This window comes from Varibaculum vaginae, assembly GCF_900604285.1.
GTDB lineage: Bacteria > Actinomycetota > Actinomycetes > Actinomycetales > Actinomycetaceae > Varibaculum > Varibaculum vaginae.
Map to the genome: position 1 here is coordinate 1,234,699 of NZ_UWNY01000001.1, position 19,501 is coordinate 1,254,199.

At 50.4% G+C, this 19,501-nt stretch carries 16 protein-coding genes; 13 read left to right on the top strand and 3 right to left on the bottom strand.

The window, feature by feature from the left end; genetic code table 11:
- Positions 1 to 2 precede the first annotated feature (2 nt).
- The 3 genes from purM to purF are packed head-to-tail and all read left to right on the top strand — an operon-like array spanning position 3 to position 3,680.
- Positions 3 to 986 (top strand): phosphoribosylformylglycinamidine cyclo-ligase, encoded by a 984-nt coding sequence (gene purM, locus EFB02_RS05305; protein ID WP_122820484.1) that lies wholly within the window; start codon positions 3 to 5, stop codon positions 984 to 986.
- A 39-nt stretch (positions 987 to 1,025) separates the two neighbouring features.
- On the top strand, positions 1,026 to 2,219 hold the full coding sequence (gene purD, locus EFB02_RS05310) for a phosphoribosylamine--glycine ligase (protein WP_122820485.1): 1,194 nt from the start codon (positions 1,026 to 1,028) through the stop codon (positions 2,217 to 2,219).
- 9 nt (positions 2,220 to 2,228) lie between these two features.
- The gene (purF, locus tag EFB02_RS05315; protein WP_234992742.1) at positions 2,229 to 3,680 is read left to right on the top strand and encodes an amidophosphoribosyltransferase; all 1,452 of its coding nucleotides are present in this window, start codon (positions 2,229 to 2,231) and stop codon (positions 3,678 to 3,680) included.
- 69 nt (positions 3,681 to 3,749) lie between these two features.
- Here the strand turns inward: purF and EFB02_RS05320 are convergent, their stop codons facing one another.
- A complete protein-coding gene (locus tag EFB02_RS05320) occupies positions 3,750 to 4,649 on the bottom strand; it encodes a DMT family transporter (RefSeq protein ID WP_234992743.1) in 900 nt (299 codons plus the stop codon).
- 308 nt (positions 4,650 to 4,957) lie between these two features.
- On the opposite strand from EFB02_RS05320, the gene pyrB reads away from it, so the two are divergent.
- A complete protein-coding gene (pyrB, locus tag EFB02_RS05325) occupies positions 4,958 to 5,998 on the top strand; it encodes an aspartate carbamoyltransferase (protein WP_122820487.1) in 1,041 nt (346 codons plus the stop codon).
- A 90-nt stretch (positions 5,999 to 6,088) separates the two neighbouring features.
- Here pyrB and EFB02_RS05330 read toward each other — a convergent pair whose 3' ends face one another.
- Entirely contained in the window at positions 6,089 to 7,573 is a 1,485-nt protein-coding gene (locus EFB02_RS05330; protein WP_122820488.1) for a DUF1846 domain-containing protein, read from the bottom strand.
- A gap of 347 nt (positions 7,574 to 7,920) precedes the next feature.
- Here EFB02_RS05330 and EFB02_RS05340 point away from each other — a divergent pair, with 347 nt between their 5' ends.
- Together EFB02_RS05340 and EFB02_RS05345 are read left to right on the top strand one after the other, a co-directional pair.
- Positions 7,921 to 8,742 carry a Nif3-like dinuclear metal center hexameric protein gene (locus EFB02_RS05340; RefSeq protein WP_327395269.1) on the top strand — a complete coding sequence of 274 codons (822 nt, stop codon included), beginning with the start codon at positions 7,921 to 7,923 and terminating at the stop codon, positions 8,740 to 8,742.
- Positions 8,743 to 8,753: 11 nt separating this feature from the next.
- A complete protein-coding gene (locus EFB02_RS05345) occupies positions 8,754 to 9,485 on the top strand; it encodes a zinc ribbon domain-containing protein (RefSeq protein WP_122820490.1) in 732 nt (243 codons plus the stop codon).
- A 14-nt stretch (positions 9,486 to 9,499) separates the two neighbouring features.
- On the opposite strand, the gene gdhA is transcribed toward EFB02_RS05345, so the two are convergent.
- Positions 9,500 to 10,837 carry an NADP-specific glutamate dehydrogenase gene (gdhA, locus tag EFB02_RS05350; RefSeq protein ID WP_122820491.1) on the bottom strand — a complete coding sequence of 446 codons (1,338 nt, stop codon included), beginning with the start codon at positions 10,835 to 10,837 and terminating at the stop codon, positions 9,500 to 9,502.
- A 263-nt stretch (positions 10,838 to 11,100) separates the two neighbouring features.
- Here gdhA and uvrC point away from each other — a divergent pair, with 263 nt between their 5' ends.
- From uvrC to tpiA, 7 genes are all read left to right on the top strand, one after another.
- Complete coding sequence (gene uvrC, locus EFB02_RS05355; RefSeq protein WP_122820492.1) at positions 11,101 to 13,062, top strand: excinuclease ABC subunit UvrC; 1,962 nt, start codon at positions 11,101 to 11,103, stop codon at positions 13,060 to 13,062.
- Positions 13,063 to 13,091: 29 nt separating this feature from the next.
- Positions 13,092 to 14,045, top strand: a complete 954-nt coding sequence (gene rapZ / locus EFB02_RS05360) for an RNase adapter RapZ (protein ID WP_122820493.1) — start codon at positions 13,092 to 13,094, stop codon at positions 14,043 to 14,045.
- Positions 14,042 to 15,040: a gluconeogenesis factor YvcK family protein gene (locus EFB02_RS05365; protein WP_122820494.1), complete on the top strand. Its 999-nt coding sequence runs from the start codon at positions 14,042 to 14,044 to the stop codon at positions 15,038 to 15,040. The genes rapZ and EFB02_RS05365 overlap by 4 nt, the downstream gene beginning before the upstream one ends.
- Positions 15,041 to 15,095: 55 nt before the next feature.
- Complete coding sequence (gene whiA / locus EFB02_RS05370; RefSeq protein ID WP_122820495.1) at positions 15,096 to 16,073, top strand: DNA-binding protein WhiA; 978 nt, start codon at positions 15,096 to 15,098, stop codon at positions 16,071 to 16,073.
- A 227-nt stretch (positions 16,074 to 16,300) separates the two neighbouring features.
- Positions 16,301 to 17,308 (top strand): type I glyceraldehyde-3-phosphate dehydrogenase, encoded by a 1,008-nt coding sequence (gene gap / locus EFB02_RS05375; protein WP_122820496.1) that lies wholly within the window; start codon positions 16,301 to 16,303, stop codon positions 17,306 to 17,308.
- A 112-nt stretch (positions 17,309 to 17,420) separates the two neighbouring features.
- Positions 17,421 to 18,617, top strand: coding sequence for a phosphoglycerate kinase (locus tag EFB02_RS05380; RefSeq protein ID WP_122820497.1), 1,197 nt, complete (start codon positions 17,421 to 17,423; stop codon positions 18,615 to 18,617).
- A gap of 2 nt (positions 18,618 to 18,619) precedes the next feature.
- Positions 18,620 to 19,393, top strand: coding sequence for a triose-phosphate isomerase (tpiA, locus tag EFB02_RS05385; RefSeq protein ID WP_122820498.1), 774 nt, complete (start codon positions 18,620 to 18,622; stop codon positions 19,391 to 19,393).
- The last annotated feature ends 108 nt before the right edge of the window (positions 19,394 to 19,501 follow it).

Here is a 19,501-nt window from a genome sequence, read left to right on the forward strand (position 1 = left end):
ATATGGTCAGCTATAAAGATGCCGGTGTCGATAAAGAGGCAGGATACGAGCATGTTCGCCGGCTAAAGCAAATGGTAGCCTCCACCCAAAATAAACAGGTTTTGGGGTCACTGGGATCCTTTGCTGCTCTCTACGAACTCGGAAAATATCAAGAACCTGTCCTGGTTTCCGGTACTGACGGGGTAGGTACCAAGCTGAAAATCGCCTTCGCCCTAAAAAAATACGATACCGTAGGCATCGATCTGGTGGCCATGTGTGTAAATGATGTACTCTGCCATGGAGCCAGACCCCTGTTCTTTTTAGATTACCTGGCTTGTTCCCAACTAGATGCGGAGGTGTCTTCACAGCTAGTGGCGGGAGTGGTTTCGGGATGTAAACAGGCGGGTGCGGCTCTAGTCGGGGGAGAAACTGCGGAGATGCCCGGATTCTATCAAAGCGGTGAATACGATATGGCCGGGTTTGCTGTAGGGGTAGTAGAAAAGTCTGCCATAATCGATGGGTCGGCGATTAAAGCCGGTGATTTAGTGTTGGCGCTGCCTTCTTCCGGATTACATTCTAACGGATTTTCACTGGTGCGGGCAGTCTTTAAAGATGATTTCCCAGCGGAATTGCTTACCCCCACGAGAATCTATGTCCCCGAGATCCTGTCTTTGCTTGACCAGAGAATCGAAATTCACGGCCTGGCGAATATCACCGGGGGTGGGCTAGAAGAAAACGTTCCTCGGATCATTCCCCCAGGGTTGTGCGCACGGATTGAAAAAGGAAAAATTCGTATTCCCGCTATCTTTAAACGCGAAGAATTCGCGGCAGTACCCGAAAGTGAAATGTGGGGAACCTTCAATATGGGAGTGGGATTCACCCTGGTAATTCCCCCCGAAGAACTGCCGAAAGTAACCGCTGCGTTGCCCGAGGCCTATCAAATCGGAGAAATCCTTAGCAAAGAGCAATGCGATGACCCTGCCGAAAATAAAATCTGTCTGCTCTAACCGCAAGTAACCAAGCCAGCTAGGAAAGAGAAAATACTAATGGCCAAGATTTTGATAGTAGGCAACGGGGGACGTGAAAATGCGATTAAACGTGCCCTGGAAGCTCACGAAATTGCCCAAACCACTTCCTCTGATATGCAGGAAATTTTGCGGATAGCCCAGGAATTCGCCGCAGATTTAACGATTGTGGGCAGCGAAGAACTGCTGGTAGCGGGGATTGAGGATTTATTTAGCCAGGCCGGGATGAAACTCTTTGGCCCAGGTAAAGCGGCGGCTCGCCTGGAAGGCTCTAAAGCCTATGCCAAAGACTTTATGCGCAAATACGGGGTTAAAACTGCGCGCTATGAAACCTTCACTGATCCGCAGGCCGCCATCGCGGGGCTAGCTGATTTTAACTTGCCGGTAGTGGTTAAAGCCTCCGGGCTAGCCGCCGGTAAAGGCGTGATTATTTGCCAGAGCACCCAGGAAGCACGAGACGCAATCTCGGAAATAATGGTGGAGCAACGATTCGGGCAGGCCGGCGAAAAAGTAGTGCTGGAAGAATTCTTGGTAGGTAAGGAAGCTTCGATTCTTAGTCTGGCTAATGAAAAGGGGATTTTCCCGCTAGTCTCCGCCAAGGATCATAAGAAAATTGGCGAGGGGGAGACCGGCCCTAACACCGGGGGGATGGGAACTTTTGCTCCGAATCCTTTCTACACGGCGCAGCGGCAAGCAGAGTTCGAACGTGATATTTTGGCTCCCACCTTAAAGGGAATCCAAGCGGAAGGTCTTGAATTCGCCGGTTGCATCTTCTTTGGGTTGATGCTCACCGATAACGGCACTTACCTGCTGGAATACAATATGCGCTTCGGGGATCCGGAAACTCAAGTAGTGTTGCCTCTAGTAGAAGGGGATTTTTATCAGTTATTGGTTACCTGTATGCAGCGGCGTCTGAAACCTGCTGATATTAAAATCCGCGATCAAAAAGCTATTTGCCTGGTGTTGGCTTCCGGAGGATATCCGGGGAGCTACGAGAAAGGCAAAGAGATTACCGGACTAGAGGGTGTGGATTATCTCGATGCCGGGGTGCGGCACGAAAACGGGAAAGCCTATACCGATGGCGGACGGGTGTTGAACCTTGTGGCTCGCGCGAACACTTTAGAGGCTGCTCGCCAGGTGGTTTATGAAGCCGCGCAAGAAGTGGATTTCCAGGGAAAAACCTATCGGAAAGATATCGGTGCAGATGCGATTTAGGAGCAAAAGGTGAAGGCACAAATCGTTAATAACCTAGGGGAAGAGTGTGGAGTTTTCGGGGTTTACGGTTCTCCCGATGCCTCCAGCCTGATCTACTACGGTCTACATGCTTTACAGCACCGCGGTCAAGAGGGAGCGGGGATCGCGGTAGCCGACGGGGAAACTATTCGGGTTAAAAAAGCTAAAGGACTGGTTAGCGAAGTTTTCGATGATCCCATACGGTTAGCAAAGCTCAGTGGTAACTGCGGAATTGGGCATGTACGTTACTCGACTTCCGGTAATAACTGGAGCTGCAATCTACAGCCCTTTGTATTCCACATGCATAACGGCAATATTGCCCTAGCCCATAATGGCAACCTGGTGAACTCGCCAGATTTAAAAATAGAGTTGGAACGGCAAGGAGCAATTTTTAATTCCAACTCCGATTCTGAAGTGCTGATGCACCTGATAGTGCGGGAACAAGGTAGCTTTTATGAAAAACTCTGCGCTGCTTTACAACGGTTGCGGGGAGGGTTCAGCTACCTAATCATGACCGATGACACCATGTATGGAATCGTGGATCCGCACTGCCTACGACCGTTGGTAATTGGGAAAATGAAGACTCGTGGCGGCTGGGTGATTGCTAGTGAAACCTGTGCTCTGGATTTAATCGGAGCCGAGTTCTATCGCGACCTGCGGGGCGGGGAAATTGCGGTTATTAATCAGGAGGGTCTTCAGATTGACCGCTATTGCCCTCCTGCTGAGACTTGCGTAGCCGCCATGGAATATATTTATTTCGCTCGTCCTGACTCCAATATCTTGGGTAAAAATGTGCATGCTGTGCGTAAACAGTGTGGGATGACTCTAGCTCACGAACAGCCTGCTCCCGGTGCTGATATCGTTATTGGGGTTCCCAACTCTTCCCTGTCGGCCGCCTCAGGTTATGCAGAGGCCGCGCACCTGCCCTACGAGATGGGGCTGGTAAAGAACCAATATGTGACCCGCACTTTTATCCAGCCCAAACAGTCTCTGCGGGAAAAAGGCGTGCTGATGAAGCTATCGGCGGTCAAGGGGATCGTGGAAGGAAAATCGGTAGTGATGGTAGACGACTCCATCGTGCGCGGTACTACTTCCCGGCGGATCGTCAAGCTTCTAAAAGATGCTGGTGCTCGCGAGGTACACGTACGAATAGCTTCTCCGGAGTTTATTTTTCCCAGCTTTTACGGAATAGATGTTTCCAATTCTGCGGAACTAATCAGTGCCCATATGGATGTCGAGGAGCTACAAGTTCATTTAGGAGCAGATTCTCTGGGGTATTTGTCGATACCAGGACTGGTGGCGTCGGTGGGTTTGAATCTGCCTGGTACCTACGGAGGTCTTTGTATGGATTCTTTCGCCGGTCACTACCCAGCAGGTCTAGGTAGCTATGAGCAGACATACCTAGAAACCCAAACTCAGATTCAAAAGCACTTTTCTGCCTAGCGGCTAACGGTACGCTTACCTCGCGTTATCTACGCAGTGTGCTCCTCTGTTAAAGGGGAGTGAAGGGCTTTATTCTTTTGCTGTGCGGATTTTATCGCGGGCACGGTAGGCAGGGATTAGTTCCGTGGCCAGCATGGCGGAAACTACTAAGGTGCCTCCAATAACTAGCCGCAACGTCACGTCCTCTCCTCCGAAGAGGACGGCAAAGACCGCTGCGAACACCGGCTCCACTGTCATGATTACTGCGGCTTTAGTAGGGCGTAGGTGTCGCTGCGCCCAGGTCTGCATAATCAAGGCTCCGATTGCTGCAAATATTACGGTATAAAGTAAAGCCGACCATTGCTTGGCGTTTTGGGGCAACTCGATTCCATAAGGTAATGCCGTCAAAAAACAGAAAACTCCAATGGCAATCAATTGAATGGCTGCCAAGGTTATGGGATCATCCTGGGCGGCCCAGCGGGCAGTGAGTACGATGTGGAGCGCAAAAAGAACCGCACCTAACAGCGATAATAGTTCACCAATTCCCAGGGAAATTCCTTTTAAGCTCAACACCATTAACCCCGCCATGGCCACTAGCGCTGCCACTAGGTTCACGGGTTTAATCTTTTCTTTAAACAGCAACCACACCAGCAGGGGAGTGATCACTACATAAAGTCCGGTAATGAAGCCGACAACGGAAGCGTCGGCAGTTTCTAAGCCTTTAGTTTGCAGGATTTGAGCCGTGGAATAGACGGCTCCAAGGGAAAAAGCATGTTGCCAGACTTTCCGGTTCGCCCTCATCAGACGGGGCGAAAATATTAGTGCCGAGAGTGTGCCGGCGATTATGAACCTAACCCCCAGGAAAGACAAGGTGGTCATATTGGTTAGTAGGTCTTTAATTAAGAAGAAAGTAGAACCCCAAAAAGCGGTGGTTAGTATCAAAGCTAGAACTGCTAGAGACTGCAGATAGTAGCGATTGATTCCTTTCAATTCTTCCTCCTTGGCTTTGACCGTCATTCGATTTTAGGGGGCTTTGTGGGGAGAAATCTATCTGCGGCGATGTGTACTCGCGCACCTTGAAATACTTAACGGCGAGAAAGAGAACACAAATTTACCGCGAGCTGGATTATACGAGTCGATCGATGTGTCCGTATGCTATTGTTCCATTCAGGAAAACGTTAGGAGCGTGATGAGAACCAGACGGCGGCGGCAACTACCTGAGGTTTCTATTTCCAATTTTACCCCGCTGCGGCGGGGTATTTTTTTATCTAAAACACTCATTTGGAAAGGGCAATAACATGCCGGAAGACTATGATTTCCCGCGTTTTGGGGTAGGGCAACACCTGATTTCAGTGGGACAGTTCGATCGCGAAAACCTTGGCGAGCTGTTTGATTTAGCCGAGTTTTTACGTCCGATAGCCCAGCGGAAACAGATTTGCACGGTACTAGATGGCGCGGTACTTTGTTCCCTATTTTTCGAGCCGTCCACCCGTACTCGTCTATCCTTCGAATCTGCTTTTCTACGGCTAGGAGGGGAAGTGGAAACTACTACTGGTTTTACTTTCTCTTCCATGGCAAAGGGAGAATCCATTGCCGATACTTCCCGAGTGGTTTCCGGATTCACCGATGTCTTAGTGGTGCGCCACCCTGATGCCGGATCTGTGGCGGAGTTTGCCCGTCACTCGGTAGTGCCGGTACTAAATGCGGGAGATGGTTCTGGAGAGCACCCCTCGCAGGCTCTACTGGATGTGTTTACCATGCGGATAGAACTGGAAAAAAGGGGTAAATCTCTCGACGGCTGTACTATCGCGATTATGGGGGATCTTAAATACGGACGTACCGTACATTCCCTCATGAAACTGATGAGCCTGTATGAGGGGGTAACTTTCCGGCTATTTTCTCCGCCCTCGCTAGAGCTACCTCGGGAAATCGCCGAATACGCACTTTCTCGGGGTGGTGAAGTAATCGAATGCGATAATCAGATTGAGGCGTTAGAAGGGGCCGATACGGTTTACGCAACTCGGGTGCAGCGAGAGCGTATGACTGAAGAACTGGCTAAATCCAAGGAACTGCAAGGATGCCTGTTAGATAAAGCTATGCTAGAGGAGGCGGGTGCGAGAGATATTATAATTTGTCACCCGCTGCCGCGAGATTCCCGCCCCAACGCCCTGGATCTGTCTACTGACGTGGATGATCTGCCCGGCTTATCAATTTTTAAACAAACCGATAATGGGGTCTTGGTGCGGATGGCGATGTTCTTAACCACTATGGGGGTTAGTAAAGAACTAGTACAAGCTAAAACCAAACAAAAGATTTGGAAAGTCAGCCCCGAAGGCTAGATTTACTGCGTATTTATGAAATCACCGGCAGGGATTGTATGTAATCCCTGCCGGTGAAACTATTGAGATAGATTCCAGGACTAAGCTGAACTATTTCTTAAAGAGGGTTTTACGTGCATAAACCGGTTCTGAAGTAACCTGCAAACCAAGTTGCCGGAAAATTTGGGTGTCTACCGAACCTAAGATGGTAGTGGTGTGCACTTCACTACCACGCAAATGCTCCAATTCTTCAAGCGCTTTGCGCGCATTTTCATCGGTATCAGCTGAAACTGAAAGCGCAATCAAAACCTCATCAGTGTGTAGGCGCGGGTTGCGTGCCCCTAAATGGTCAACTTTAAGGGTTTGGATGGGTTTGATTGACGAGGGTGCGAGCAGCTGTACTCCCTCATCGATGCCTGCCAATGTTTTCAAGGCATTAAGCAGCATAGCGGAACAGCATCCCAACAGAGGAGAAGTCTTACCGGTAATAATCCGCCCATCACTAAGCTGCATAGCTGCTGCTGGAGCTCCAGTTTCGCTTTCGAGATCTAATGCCGGTCGTACCACGTTCCGATATTCGGTAGTGATTCCCAGTTTTGCCATAGTCATCGCAATTCGGTGTGATTCTAGGGGGTCTGCATGTGTGGCAGCCTCGTCACCCAAGGCGTGATAGTAACGGCGTACTACTTCTTGTTTTGCGGCCTCCTGGCAAACTAAATCATCACTGATACAAAAACCAGCCATATTGACTCCCATGTCGGTGGGTGACTGGTAGGGACACGAACCTGCAAGTTGCTCCAGCAGGGAGCGCAGCAGCGGGAAAACTTCCACATCCCGGTTGTAATTCACAGCCTGTTTACCGTAAGCCTGCAGGTGGAAGGGGTCAATCATATTAACATCATCCAGGTCAGCGGTCGCGGCCTCGTAAGCGAGGTTGACCGGATGATCTAGGGGAAGATTCCAAATTGGGAAAGTCTCAAACTTTGCATATCCCGCTTTTATTCCCCGCTGATATTCGTGGTAAATCTGCGACAGGCATGTTGCCAGTTTTCCGGATCCTGGGCCGGGAGCAGTTACTACCACTAAATCACGGGTAGTTTCTGCATATTCGTTGCGTCCGAAGCCATCCTCCGAAACAATCAGGTCGGTATTGGAGGGGTAACCGGGAATTGTGTAGTGCCGTGCAACCTTTAGCCCGGAACGTTCTAGACGCTCTTTAAATAACTTAGCATTGTGATTATCGTCCTCCATCTGCGTTAAAACGATGTTTTCAACTAGAAAGCCTCGCTCGCGAAATACGTCAACTAGACGGAGAACATCCTGCTCATAGGGGATTCCCAAATCTGCGCGAATTTTTTGACGGTTCAGATCCTTGGCGTTAATCGCCACGATGATTTCCATCTCATCCCGTAGACGCTCCAGCATAGAAATCTTATTGTCCGGGGTGAATCCTGGTAGTACTCGAGAGGCGTGAAAATCATCAAAAAGCTTGCCGCCCATCTCAAGGTATAGCTTGCCGCCTATTTCTTTGCGGCGCTCATCAATATGCTCTGATTGTGAAGATATGTAACGTTCAGAATCAAAACCGATCCTCATAAAGGCCCTTCCTGTCTCGCAACTTAATGGGGGACAAGGCGCCCTTACCAATAATAGTGTTTGTGGGGCGAGAGGTTAAACTCGCAGAAAATAGCGATTTCAATATCTATTATTCGATTGTAGGAAGCAGAGTGTTTTGGGTTTTTCAAATGAGTTGTATCGTAAATTACATTGTTTGCCAGTTCATTTAAGCTGGCTACCCCGAGGTTGAAACCGTAAAACGTGACGGGAAATACGCAATTCCTGGCAAGAAAGGCTAAATCTGGATTAGGAGGGTAATCCTGATTGCCCAGTAATCGGCTGCGAGCTTTGTCCTCTGGCATTCCTTTGTCTATTAAACTCAAGAGGTGAGCATTAAGTTAAGCAACATTGTGAAGCGTCTTGAGGAAGCATATCCTCCCGATTTAGCCGAAGAATGGGATCGGGTGGGTTTAATCGTGGGGCGGCCTTCTTCCCCGATAGATAAAGTTTTAGTGGCGGTAGATCCAGTAGACACGATACTTACGGAAGCGATTGAGCGCAGAGCGCAACTAATCGTCACCCATCATCCGCTCTACTTGCGGGGAACCTCTTTCGTAGCCGCTACGGATCCGAAGGGAAGCCTGGTACATCGGTTAATAGAAAATGGGATTGCGCTATTCAATGCCCACACTAATGCGGATTCCGCTGCTGGAGGGGTAGCCGATTGTTTGGCTCAGGCAGTGGGGCTCGAAGATACTCGTCCATTGATCCCGCATACTGAAAATACCGGTAGTGGTCGGATTGGGCGTTTAGCAGTACCGATGCCTCTTAGGGATTTTGCTAACAAAGTGGCGCAAAGTCTTCCATCATGTCCGGCAGGAATTCTAGTGGGGGGAGAGCTAGATGCTTCAGTAAGTACCGTTGCCGTTAGTGGAGGCAGTGGGGACTCTTTCCTAACGGATGCCCGTCGTGCGGGCGCGGATGTCTATATTTGCGCGGACTTGCGCCATCATCCGGCCTCCGAACATTTAGCGGGCGGCAGACCCTACCTGATTTGTGCTACTCACTGGGCAAGTGAATGGCCGTGGGTGCCAAGATGCGCGCGTATGTTGCAGGAAAGTTTCCCAAAGCAGCTAGAAGTAGAAATTTCTCGGATTTGCACCGACCCGTGGGAGATGCGAATTTCCCCGGAAAATGAGAACAGATAAAGGAGATTGTGATGGAAGCATCCTGGAGGGACCAGCTAACTTTACTGGATTTGCAAGAGTTAGATAGCAAAATGGCGAAGTTGCAGTTTCAGTTAAAGAAAATGCCGCAGCTAGCCCAACTAACAGACGTGAAAGAAAAAGATCAGATACTAGAGACTAAAAAAACTAAGCTTGCGGTGCTACAAGCCGATAAAAAAAGAGAAATTGTGGGCTTGGAAAATGACTTGGCAGCTATTGAAAATCGGAAAGCAGCCCAGCAACAGCGCCTGGATAGTGGACAGGGCTCGCCCAAAGAATTGGTGAATTTACAAGAAGAAATCCGGCAGATGGATAAACGCTCTCGAGATTTAGAAGAGCAAATGCTAACCGTAATGGGCGAAATGGAGAACCTTGAGAGTATAGAGGCAGAAATCTCTCAGCGTAAAGCAGCGTATGCCCAAGAAATCGTGCGGCTTGAAAGTGAAGTAGGCTCGGAAAATTCTGAGATTAGCTCTCAGCTTCAGCAGTTAGCAGGCCAGCGGGAACAGAAAGCCGCTGGCGTGGATGCGGAACTGCTAGATCTGTATGAAGAGGTTCGCGAACAGACCGGAGGGGTTGGTGCGGTGAAAGTTGTTGCCGGTAGGTCGGTAGGGTTTGATCTCTCTTTTTCGGTTGCCGAAATTGCGCGGCTGCGGGCAGCTAAACCAGAAGAAGTTATTACCTCCGAGGACGAAGGCTATCTGCTGATTCGCTGCCCGCAGTAGTCGCTTATTTACTTTTAGACGATGCCTTGTTCGGTCATGGCGCCCGCAACTTTGAGGAATGCATTGATATTTGCTCCCATCACGTAGTTGCCCGCATGTCCATATTCTTCAGCGGTTTGCGCGCACTCATCGTGAATGTTGTGCATAATCTTGGTGAGCTCTTGCTCTACCTTTTCGAAACTCCAAGAAGCTCGAGCAGCGTTTTGACTCATTTCCAAGGCGGAAGTGGCTACCCCTCCGGCGTTGGCCGCTTTGCCGGGAGCAAATAGTACTCCGGCGTCTTGGAACAGAGCTGTCGCGTTGGGTGTACAAGGCATATTGGCGCCCTCGGCGACTACCTTGACTCCGCCATCTAACAAGCGCTTCGCATCCTTCGAGGTTAGTTCATTTTGGGTGGCACAAGGCAGCGCAATCGTTCCGCCAACTGCCCAAGGTTTAGAACCGGAATGGTAGCTAACCCCCGGTTTACGGTTTGCGTACTCGGTGAGCCGGGCGCGTTCTACCTCTTTGACTTGCTTTAGCAACTCGACATCGATTCCATCTTCGTCAAGTACCCAGCCGGAAGAATCAGATACAGTCACTACCTTTGCCCCTAGTTGCTGGGCTTTTTCAACTGCATAGATAGCTACGTTACCTGCCCCAGAAATCATGACTCGCTGGCCTTCCATATCGGCTCCCCGGGTTTGCAACATCCTTTGAGCAAAAAGTACCGTGCCGTAACCGGTAGCTTCTGTGCGGGCTTGAGAGCCGCCCCAAGATAGGGACTTTCCGGTTAAGACACCTGATTCGAAGCGGTTGGTCAGTCGCTTGTACATTCCGAAAAGATAACCGATTTCGCGTCCACCAACCCCAATGTCGCCTGCGGGGATATCAGTGTGTTCACCGATGTGACGGTAAAGTTCGGTCATGAATTGTTGGCAAAAACGCATTACTTCGGTGTCGGAGCGTCCGTGGGGATCGAAATCTGATCCACCTTTGCCCCCTCCGATACCTTGACCGGTGAGTGCATTCTTGAATATCTGTTCAAAACCTAAGAACTTCAGGATGGAACGGTTGACGGAGCGGTGGAAACGTAAACCACCCTTGTAGGGGCCAAGTGCAGAGTTGAACTCGATGCGGTATCCCCGGTTAACTTGTACTTCTCCGTTGTCATCAACCCACGGAACCCGGAAAAGAATCTGGCGTTCCGGCTCTACCAACCTATCTAGAAGTTTGGTTTCAACGAACTCGGGATGTTTTTCTACCGCCGGACCAATGGATTCTAGGATTTCTCTAACTGCCTGGTGAAACTCCGGTTCGTTAGGGTTACGGTCTAGAACCTCGTCGTAAACGGCCTCCACAACACTGCTCATCAGCGGCTCCTTAATTTTTTCTGAGCCTCGTCCACCTTTACGGGACGAAGCGCTTTACCCCTGTAGGATTACATTTTTCGCGGAAACTTTACCACCACCATCCACATTTTGACTAAAGCATTAACTTTTTTGCTTTTCTCACATTTCTTCAGGGGTAGGGCGGGACTTAGGACGCAAGTTTTAGCGGAAAAAGGTATCTCACGCTGAGGCATAAAATTTGGAGGCGCTTAGCTAATAGAGATAAGCCAGGTATCCTGGAGCATATGGCTGACCCTGCATCTTACCGGCCGAATCCGGCAGATATTCCCCCCAGTCCCGGGGTCTATCGCTTCCTAGATGAAAATGGTCGAGTTATTTATGTCGGTAAAGCTGTTAACCTACGTAACCGTTTAGCTAATTATTTTCAGCCGCTAGAATCTCTGCATCCACGAACTCGGAAAATGGTAACCACCGGGGCGGCAGTTAAATGGATAACGGTTGATAATGAACTTGAGGCGCTGTCTTTGGAGTATTCCTGGATCAAAGAATTTACTCCCCGCTTCAATGTAATGTATCGGGACGATAAGTCCTACCCCTATCTGGCTTTAACTATGGGGGATGAGTATCCGCGTATTCACATTACCCGGGAACGTCGGCGGCCAAACTCCCGCTATTTCGGTCCGTATACTCAGGTGTGGGCGATTAGGGAAACCATGGATTTGCTGCGTAAAGTTTTTCCTTTACGCTCATGTACCAAAGGAGTTTTCAATCGCGCAAAAGTATTAGGGCGTCCTTGCCTGGAAGGCTATATTGATAAATGCTCTGCCCCCTGTGTGGGAAGGATATCCCCCCAGGCCTATCGGAAATTAGCTACGCAAGTAAGCTCCTTCCTGGATGGAAAAACCGAGCCATTCACATCTAGGATCCATAATGAAATGGAGGAGGCTGCTTCCCGTCTCGACTTTGAGCAGGCAGCGAAACTACGAGACCAGTTACTCGCCCTCGAAAAAGTTAGAGAAAAAAATACGGTAGTGCTAGACGAGAGCGTAGACGCTGATGTGTATGCCCTGGCCAAGGATGACCTAGAAATGATTGTGCAGGTATTTTACGTACGTGCTGGTAGGATTCGCGGTGAACGCGGGTGGGTGGTAGAAACCCCGGAGGAAAGTGATCTGCCAGAGATGCTTGAGAGCTTCTTAGAGCAGGTATATGGCGAATATCGGCAGCTAAATCAAGCGGTAGCTGCCGCGAAAAGTGTAGACGACGTTGAACATACTCCCACCCAGGCGATTCCCTCCGAGATATTGATGCCGCTCATACCGCAAAGAGCCGCTACCCTGAGCGCCTGGCTTAGTGAAATTCGGGGGAAAAAAGTCCAGATAAGAGTGCCTAAGCGAGGGGCTAAACGTTCTCTGATGGAAACTGTTGCCGCAAATGCTTCCCAAGCTTTGCGGCTACATAAAACCAAACGGGTAGGGGATTTAACTCAACGTTCCGAAGCCCTGCGGGAATTACAGGAATATTTAGAATTGGCGGATGCCCCTCTGAGGATAGAAGGCTACGACATTTCCCATACCCAAGGTGCGCATCAGGTAGGATCAATGGTGGTGTTTGAGGACGGTGCGCCCTTAAAACGTGCCTATCGCAGTTTTAATATCCACAGCACTCCTGCAGATTCTGCCGATGATACTAAGGCTATGAATGAAGTGCTAAAGAGACGTTTTGCTAGGTTGCGTCAAGAAGAACTGGATGTGCAACGAGAGCTAGTCAGCGCCGAAACTTCTGGGGAACCAATTTTACGACGTTTTTCCTACTCTCCGGATCTGATCGTAGTAGATGGGGGAGCGCCTCAGGTTAATGCAGCTCAAAAGGCTCTCGAAGAAGTAGGTGCCAATGTGAGTGTCATCGGATTAGCTAAGCGCCTAGAGGAAGTATGGCTGCCGGGAACAGAGTTTCCAGTTATTTTTCCCCGCACTTCGCCCGCGCTTTACCTTTTACAGTATTTACGCGATGAATCCCACCGTTTCGCGATTACCGCGCATCGGAAAAAACGGGGTAAAACCGTGCGAAATTCACTCTTGGATAGCATTCCCGGTTTAGGCCCAGTTCGGCAAAAGGCCTTATTAAAACATTTCGGTTCCCTCAAACGCCTCCGAGAAGCGGAAGAGGGGGAGATAGCGGAAGTTGACGGTATCGGAGCGGTAATGGCCAAGCAGATTCGCGATTGTCTCGCCGATAGCCGGTAACTGAGCTCACTTCGTAGCATACTTAGAACATGGATGAAGCTCAGCCGCATTATTTATCTTCCCCGCCTACGGTGCCCGAGGGAGTGCCGATACTTGATGAAACCGCTCCTCCGCGTGAGGCCAATGTTCCCGAGATGATTATTATTACCGGGATGTCGGGGGCTGGTCGGTCACGGGCTGGAAAGGCTCTGGAGGATCTGGACTGGTACGTAGTCGATAATTTGCCTCCGGCTATGTTGCTGCCGTTTGCCGATATGATGACCCCTGAAGGTGAAGGTATCCATCGGCTGGCCGCGATTGTTGACGTACGTAGTGGGGAACTGTTCTCCAAGTTTCAGCGTGCTTTGGATGAACTATCCCGACGGCATATCCGTTACCAGTTAGTGTTCCTAGATGCTGATGAGCGAGTTTTAGTGCGCCGTTACGAGTCCAACCGGCGTCCTCATCCTTTGCAAGAGGGAGGACGAATTTTGGACGGAATTCGTGCGGAACGGAGGATACTAGCTCCGATTCGTACTCGCGCCGATGTTTTAATCGACAGCACCAATATGAACGTTCATGACCTTAACCGTCATATGCGCGATGTGGTGGCCGGGGAAGGCGATCGCCCCATGAAACTCACCGTAATGTCCTTCGGATTTAAAAATGGAATTCCCCTAGACGCCGATTGGGTTTGCGATGTGCGTTTCTTAGCTAATCCCTATTGGGTGAGCGAGCTGCGGCATTTAACCGGCCGGGATGCACCGGTGGCAAAATATGTTCTTGATCAACCGGGAGCAGAAGAATTCGCGCAAAAATTGGTGGACATGTTGACCCCAATTTTTGCGGGCTACCTTACAGAACTCAAACCTTTTGTTACTATCGCGATCGGCTGTACCGGCGGACAGCACCGTTCGGTGGCCTTAACGGAAAAAATCAGTGAACTTTTCCGTGCCCAAGGGCTGCCGGTGCGTACCGTACATAGAGATCTGGGGTTGGAATGAGAACCTTATTAGATTCAGATGGTTGGATGACCCGTGGTTGGACTGGCCCCAGCATCGTGGCATTGGGAGGGGGGCACGGTCTGTCTGCCACTTTGCGTGCCTTACGCCATATCACGCGACAGCTAACTGCGGTAGTGACCGTAGCTGATGACGGAGGCTCTTCGGGCAGATTACGCAAAGAACTAGGAGTGCTCCCTCCCGGGGATTTACGGATGGCATTGGCTGCGCTATGTGATGATACCGATTGGGGTCTTACCTGGCGTGATGCTATGCAGCATCGTTTTAGTTCCGACGGGCCTCTTGACAATCATGCTTTGGGGAATCTCCTGATCGTGACCATGTGGGATTTGTTGGGAGACGTAGTTGAAGGTCTGGATTGGGTTGCCAGGTTGCTAAATTGTGAGGGTAAAGTACTCCCGATGTGTGCCGACCCTATGCAGATCGAGGCTGATTTAGTCTTAAATGGTAAAAAACGTACCGTTCATGGGCAGGCCAAAGCCGCGAAAGCTCCCGGGAAAGTAGTTGATGTGCGTCTTAGCCCTGCCCATCCGCGAGTTTGTCCCCAAACTATCCAAGCTATCCGGGAGGCAGAGGGGATTGTTCTTGGTCCGGGATCTTGGTATACCTCGGTTATTCCGCATTTGCTAGTTCCCGAACTGGCCACGGCTCTACAACAGTCCTCGGCGGGGAAAGTAATGGTGATGAATCTTGAGCCTCATACTGAGGAAACCGAAGATCTGACGCTATCGGGACACATAGAAGCGTTTCGGCATTTCGCACCCGAGATGAAAATCGATGTGGTGATTGTCGATCCCACGGCGATTGATGATGACGATGAACTGGAACGAGCTGCCGAATCTGTGGGTGCAAAACTGGTAATACGTCAAGTTAGAGCCGGATCTGCCTCGGAGCAGCATGATCCTCTGCGGCTCGCAGCTGCTCTTCGAGATGCCTTTCAGGGGTATTTGTCGGAAGTGGGAGTGTCCGAGTTCTAGTTAGAATGACGGCTAGAAAGAAACCAGACCATTTAGGCCGGAAAGGGAAAATAAAATGTCGTTGACCTCAGATATAAAAAATGAGCTAGCGGAAAAAACTATAGCTAAGCAGTCTGAGGCTAAGGCGCAAACAGCTAGTATTTTGCGTTTCGCGGGCGGGATTCACCTGATTAACCGGAATATTGTGGTGGAAGCGGAGGTGGACAACGTAAAGGTGATGAAAAACCTGGTGGTCAGCCTAGAGAATCTATTTGATGCCCACCCCGATGTGGTTCGGGTAGGAGCCGGGGGGATTCGCGCCGATGACCGCTACGTGGTACGAACGGTTGAGAATGCCGGAAGTCTAGCCCGCCTTACTGGTTTGATTGATACTGCCGGCCGACCTATCCGGGGATTGTCTCCGCGGTTAGTATCTGGGGATATGGGGGTGGCTAAGGCAACCTGGCGGGGTGCTTTTATGGCACGCGGATCCTTATCGCAGCCGGGTCGCTCTGGATCTTTAGAAATTACTTGCCCCGGCCCCGAGGCTGCACTGGCTTTGGTAGGGGCAGCGCGCCGCTTGGGGGTGAGCGCGAAATCTCGCCAAGTGCGTGGGCAAGATCGGGTGGTGGTACGCGACGGGGAACAAATCTCTAGATTACTGACTGCCATGGGAGCTTTCCGTGCCCAGGAAATCTGGGAAAAAAATCGGGAAACCAATCAGGTACGGGGGTCGGTTAATCGTTTAGCAAACTTCGATGATGCTAATCTGCGACGCAGTGCCCGGGCAGCGGTGGCTGCCGGGGCGCGAGTACGCCGAGCATTCGAAATTTTAGGGGACGATATTCCCGCGCACCTTTTGCAGGCTGGCCAGCTACGTTTGCAGTATAAGGAAGCCTCCCTAGAAGAATTAGGGCAAAAAGCTGATCCGCCGCTAACTAAAGACGCGGTAGCTGGCCGTATCCGGCGCCTGCTGGCGATGGCGGATAAAGCTGCGCATGATCGGGGAGTGCCTTCTACCCAAGAAGCGGTGGAAGCAGAGGGCTTGCAATAATCAATCAATGGTGAAAGTCACTATTGGAGTTTTCCCTGCCTAATAATGGGATAAATAACGACAATAGACCTAAGCGGAAATACCTCAGCCCGTGTAAAGTAAAGCTAAGAGGACGGCTCAAGATGGTCGTCCCCAAGATTGAGGCTGGCGGTTCTTGTCAGCTGGCCAAGGATCTTGACCTAGTAAGTAGACTCCGCTGGTTAAGCCAGCAGTTCAGGAGGATAATAGTGACCATCCGCGTAGGAATTAACGGCTTTGGCCGTATCGGGCGTAACTTTTTCCGGGCTATTCGGGCTCAGGGCGCCGACATTGAGGTTGTGGCCGTTAACGACCTGACCGATAACAAGACTCTCGCTCACCTGCTGAAATACGATTCGATCTTGGGTCGCCTCGATGCCGAGGTAACCTTCGATGAAAAGTCGATTACAGTAGGTGGCCACAAGATCGTAACTTTCGAAGAGCGCGATCCCGCAAACCTGCCTTGGAGTGAAGTGGGAGCAGATATTGTAATCGAATCCACCGGTTTCTTCACTGACGCCACTAAGGCAAAGGCACACCTGGAAGGGGGCGCGAAGAAAGTTATTATTTCCGCTCCCGGCAAGAACGTTGATGCTACTTTCGTAATGGGTGTGAACCACACTGATTACGATCCGGCAAAACACAACATTGTTTCTAATGCTTCCTGTACCACCAACTGCCTGGCTCCCATGGCGAAGGTACTTAACGATAACTTCGGTATTGAGCGTGGCCTAATGACCACGATTCACGCCTACACCGGCGACCAGCGTCTACATGATGCTCCGCACAAAGATTTGCGCCGCGCTCGCGCTGCTGCCCTGAACATTGTTCCCACCACCACTGGTGCTGCTAAGGCTGTATCTCTGGTGCTCCCGGAACTTAAGGGTAAATTGGACGGCTACGCCCTGCGGGTACCGGTACCTACCGGCTCCGTTACCGACTTGACCTTCACCCCCTCCAAGCCTTGTACCGCTGAAGAAATCAACGCGGCGATGAAGAAAGCTGCCGAGGGTGAGCTGAAAGGTATTCTGGCCTACTCCAATGACGAGCCGCTAGTTTCCACCGATATCATGACCGATCCGCACACCTCGATTTTCGATTCTGCTTTGACCAAGGTAATCGACGGTCAGGTGAAAGTGGTTTCTTGGTATGACAACGAATGGGGTTACTCCAACTCTTTGGTCAACTTGACTAAACTGGTCGGCGAGAAGCTCTAAAGTAATGCGACACGATGCATAAGGTATGCCCGCCTGCCTGTTTCAGGCAGGCGGGCATAGTCTTGTTATCCACTAACTTCATGCCCACAGCGGCAGAAAGGTAAAGCAAATAATGGCTCTAAGAGGTATTGAGTCTTTAGGAGACTTAACCGGACGTAAGGTTCTGGTGCGCTCCGACTTTAATGTGCCGTTAAAAGACGGTAAAATCACTGATGACGGGCGTATCCGTGCCGCCTTGCCAACGTTAAAGGCATTGGTAGATGCCGGGGCGAAAGTAGTGGTAATGGCGCACCTGGGACGTCCTAAAGGACAGGTAAACCCGGAATTTTCTTTAGCTCCAGTCGCGAAGAGACTAGGAGAATTACTGAATCAGGATGTAGTCCTGGCGAAAGATACGGTAGGCGAGGATGCAAAAGCTCAGGCAGCCGCGTTAGCGTCCGGACAGGTGCTACTGCTTGAAAATGTTAGATTCGATGCCCGAGAAAACTCCAAAGATGACGCGGAGCGCGCGGCTTTGGCTAAAGAATATGCGCAGCTTGCTGAGTGCTTTGTTTCTGATGGGTTTGGAGTGGTTCACCGTAAGCAAGCGTCGGTATACGATATTGCTAAACTGTTGCCTTCAGCAGCGGGATTCCTAGTAAAAAAGGAAATCGAGTCTTTACGACGGGCAACTGAAAACCCGGAGCGACCCTACGGAGTTATCTTGGGGGGATCTAAGGTTTCGGACAAGTTGGGAGTTATCGCTAACCTGTTAGAAAAAGCGGACTTTTTGGCTATCGGTGGCGGTATGGCCTACACGTTCTTGGCTGCTAAGGGCTACGAGGTAGGTAACTCGCTTCTAGAAACTGATCAAATTGAAACCGTTAAAGGGTATATGAAGAAGGCTGAAGAGCGCGGGGTAGACCTATTACTCCCGGTTGATACCCTGGTCGCTCCAGAATTTTCGGCAGATGCCCCTGCCACTTTGGTGGATTGCGACAATATGCCTGCCGGTCAGCTGGGTCTTGATATTGGTCCTAAGACCGCTCAACTATTTGCCGAAAAGATTAAAGCAGCGAAAACCGTTGCTTGGAATGGCCCCATGGGCGTATTCGAATTTGCGACCTTTAGCGAAGGTACTAAAGCGGTAGCACAAGCACTAGCCGATTCGGAATGCTTTAGTGTGATTGGCGGGGGAGATTCCGCTGCCGCAGTTCGCACCCTGGGATTTGATGAAACTAAGTTCAGCCATATTTCAACTGGTGGCGGAGCTTCTTTGGAATTACTAGAAGGTAAAACCCTGCCGGGTATTGCCGTATTGGAGGATTAAAAATGACTCGTACCCCATTGCTTGCTGGCAACTGGAAAATGAATATGAACCACCTCGAGGCGACTCGCTTGGTTCAGGAACTAGCTCTAGATCTGCAAGATCATAACTTTGACTACCGCAATGATGTGGTGGTAATTCCACCTTTTACCGATATTCGTTCGGTGCAGACCGTGGTGGAGTCAGATAACTTGAAAATTACCTATGGTGCACAAGATGTTTCCGTGCATAAGTCCGGCGCTTACACTGGTGAAATCTCGGCCTCTATGCTCACCAAACTGGGTTGTTCCTGGGTGGTAGTTGGACACTCTGAGCGTCGCGAATACCACCATGAGAGTGACGAGCTGGTGGGGCAGAAAGCTGCGGTGGCTTTGGAAGCGGGTATGACTCCGATTATCTGCTGCGGTGAAGGCCTAGAGGTACGTAAAGCCGGTCAGCATGTAGCTCATGTGGTGAAGCAGATTGAAGGTGCTTATAAAGGTATTTCCGCTGATGATGCAGTTAATACCGTGGTTGCTTACGAACCGATTTGGGCCATTGGTACCGGTGAGACCGCAACCCCCGAGGACGCTGAAGAGGTTTGTGCTGCAATTCGGGCGAAGCTAGCTGAGCTCTATTCAGCAGATGTTGCCGAATCTATTCGGGTTCTCTACGGAGGGTCGGTAAAGTCGGCAAACGTAGCTGAAATTATGGCGAAGCCGAACGTTGATGGTGCCCTAGTTGGGGGAGCATCTTTGAAGGCCGAGGAATTCTCGAAAATTGCTCGTTTCGACGACTAGCTGAATTTTATAAATATAAATCAACCGCTTTAGCGCGGTGAAGTTGCTAACGATTGGCGGCGGGTCTACTGTGACCCGCCGCCAATACGTTATAGTAATGACAGGTTA

Excerpts from the sequence above, each read along its gene's own strand:
- whiA (WP_122820495.1), top strand. The coding sequence starts at position 15,096 with ATGTCGTTGACCTCAGATATAAAAAATGAGCTAGCGGAAAAAACTATA.
- EFB02_RS05380 (WP_122820497.1), top strand. The coding sequence starts at position 17,421 with ATGGCTCTAAGAGGTATTGAGTCTTTAGGAGACTTAACCGGACGTAAG.
- EFB02_RS05330 (WP_122820488.1), bottom strand. The coding sequence starts at position 7,573 with ATGAGGATCGGTTTTGATTCTGAACGTTACATATCTTCACAATCAGAG.
- purD (WP_122820485.1), top strand. The coding sequence starts at position 1,026 with ATGGCCAAGATTTTGATAGTAGGCAACGGGGGACGTGAAAATGCGATT.
- EFB02_RS05345 (WP_122820490.1), top strand. The coding sequence starts at position 8,754 with ATGGAAGCATCCTGGAGGGACCAGCTAACTTTACTGGATTTGCAAGAG.
- tpiA (WP_122820498.1), top strand. The coding sequence starts at position 18,620 with ATGACTCGTACCCCATTGCTTGCTGGCAACTGGAAAATGAATATGAAC.
- purM (WP_122820484.1), top strand. The coding sequence starts at position 3 with ATGGTCAGCTATAAAGATGCCGGTGTCGATAAAGAGGCAGGATACGAG.
- uvrC (WP_122820492.1), top strand. The coding sequence starts at position 11,101 with ATGGCTGACCCTGCATCTTACCGGCCGAATCCGGCAGATATTCCCCCC.
- rapZ (WP_122820493.1), top strand. The coding sequence starts at position 13,092 with ATGGATGAAGCTCAGCCGCATTATTTATCTTCCCCGCCTACGGTGCCC.
- pyrB (WP_122820487.1), top strand. The coding sequence starts at position 4,958 with ATGCCGGAAGACTATGATTTCCCGCGTTTTGGGGTAGGGCAACACCTG.
- EFB02_RS05365 (WP_122820494.1), top strand. The coding sequence starts at position 14,042 with ATGAGAACCTTATTAGATTCAGATGGTTGGATGACCCGTGGTTGGACT.
- gdhA (WP_122820491.1), bottom strand. The coding sequence starts at position 10,837 with ATGAGCAGTGTTGTGGAGGCCGTTTACGACGAGGTTCTAGACCGTAAC.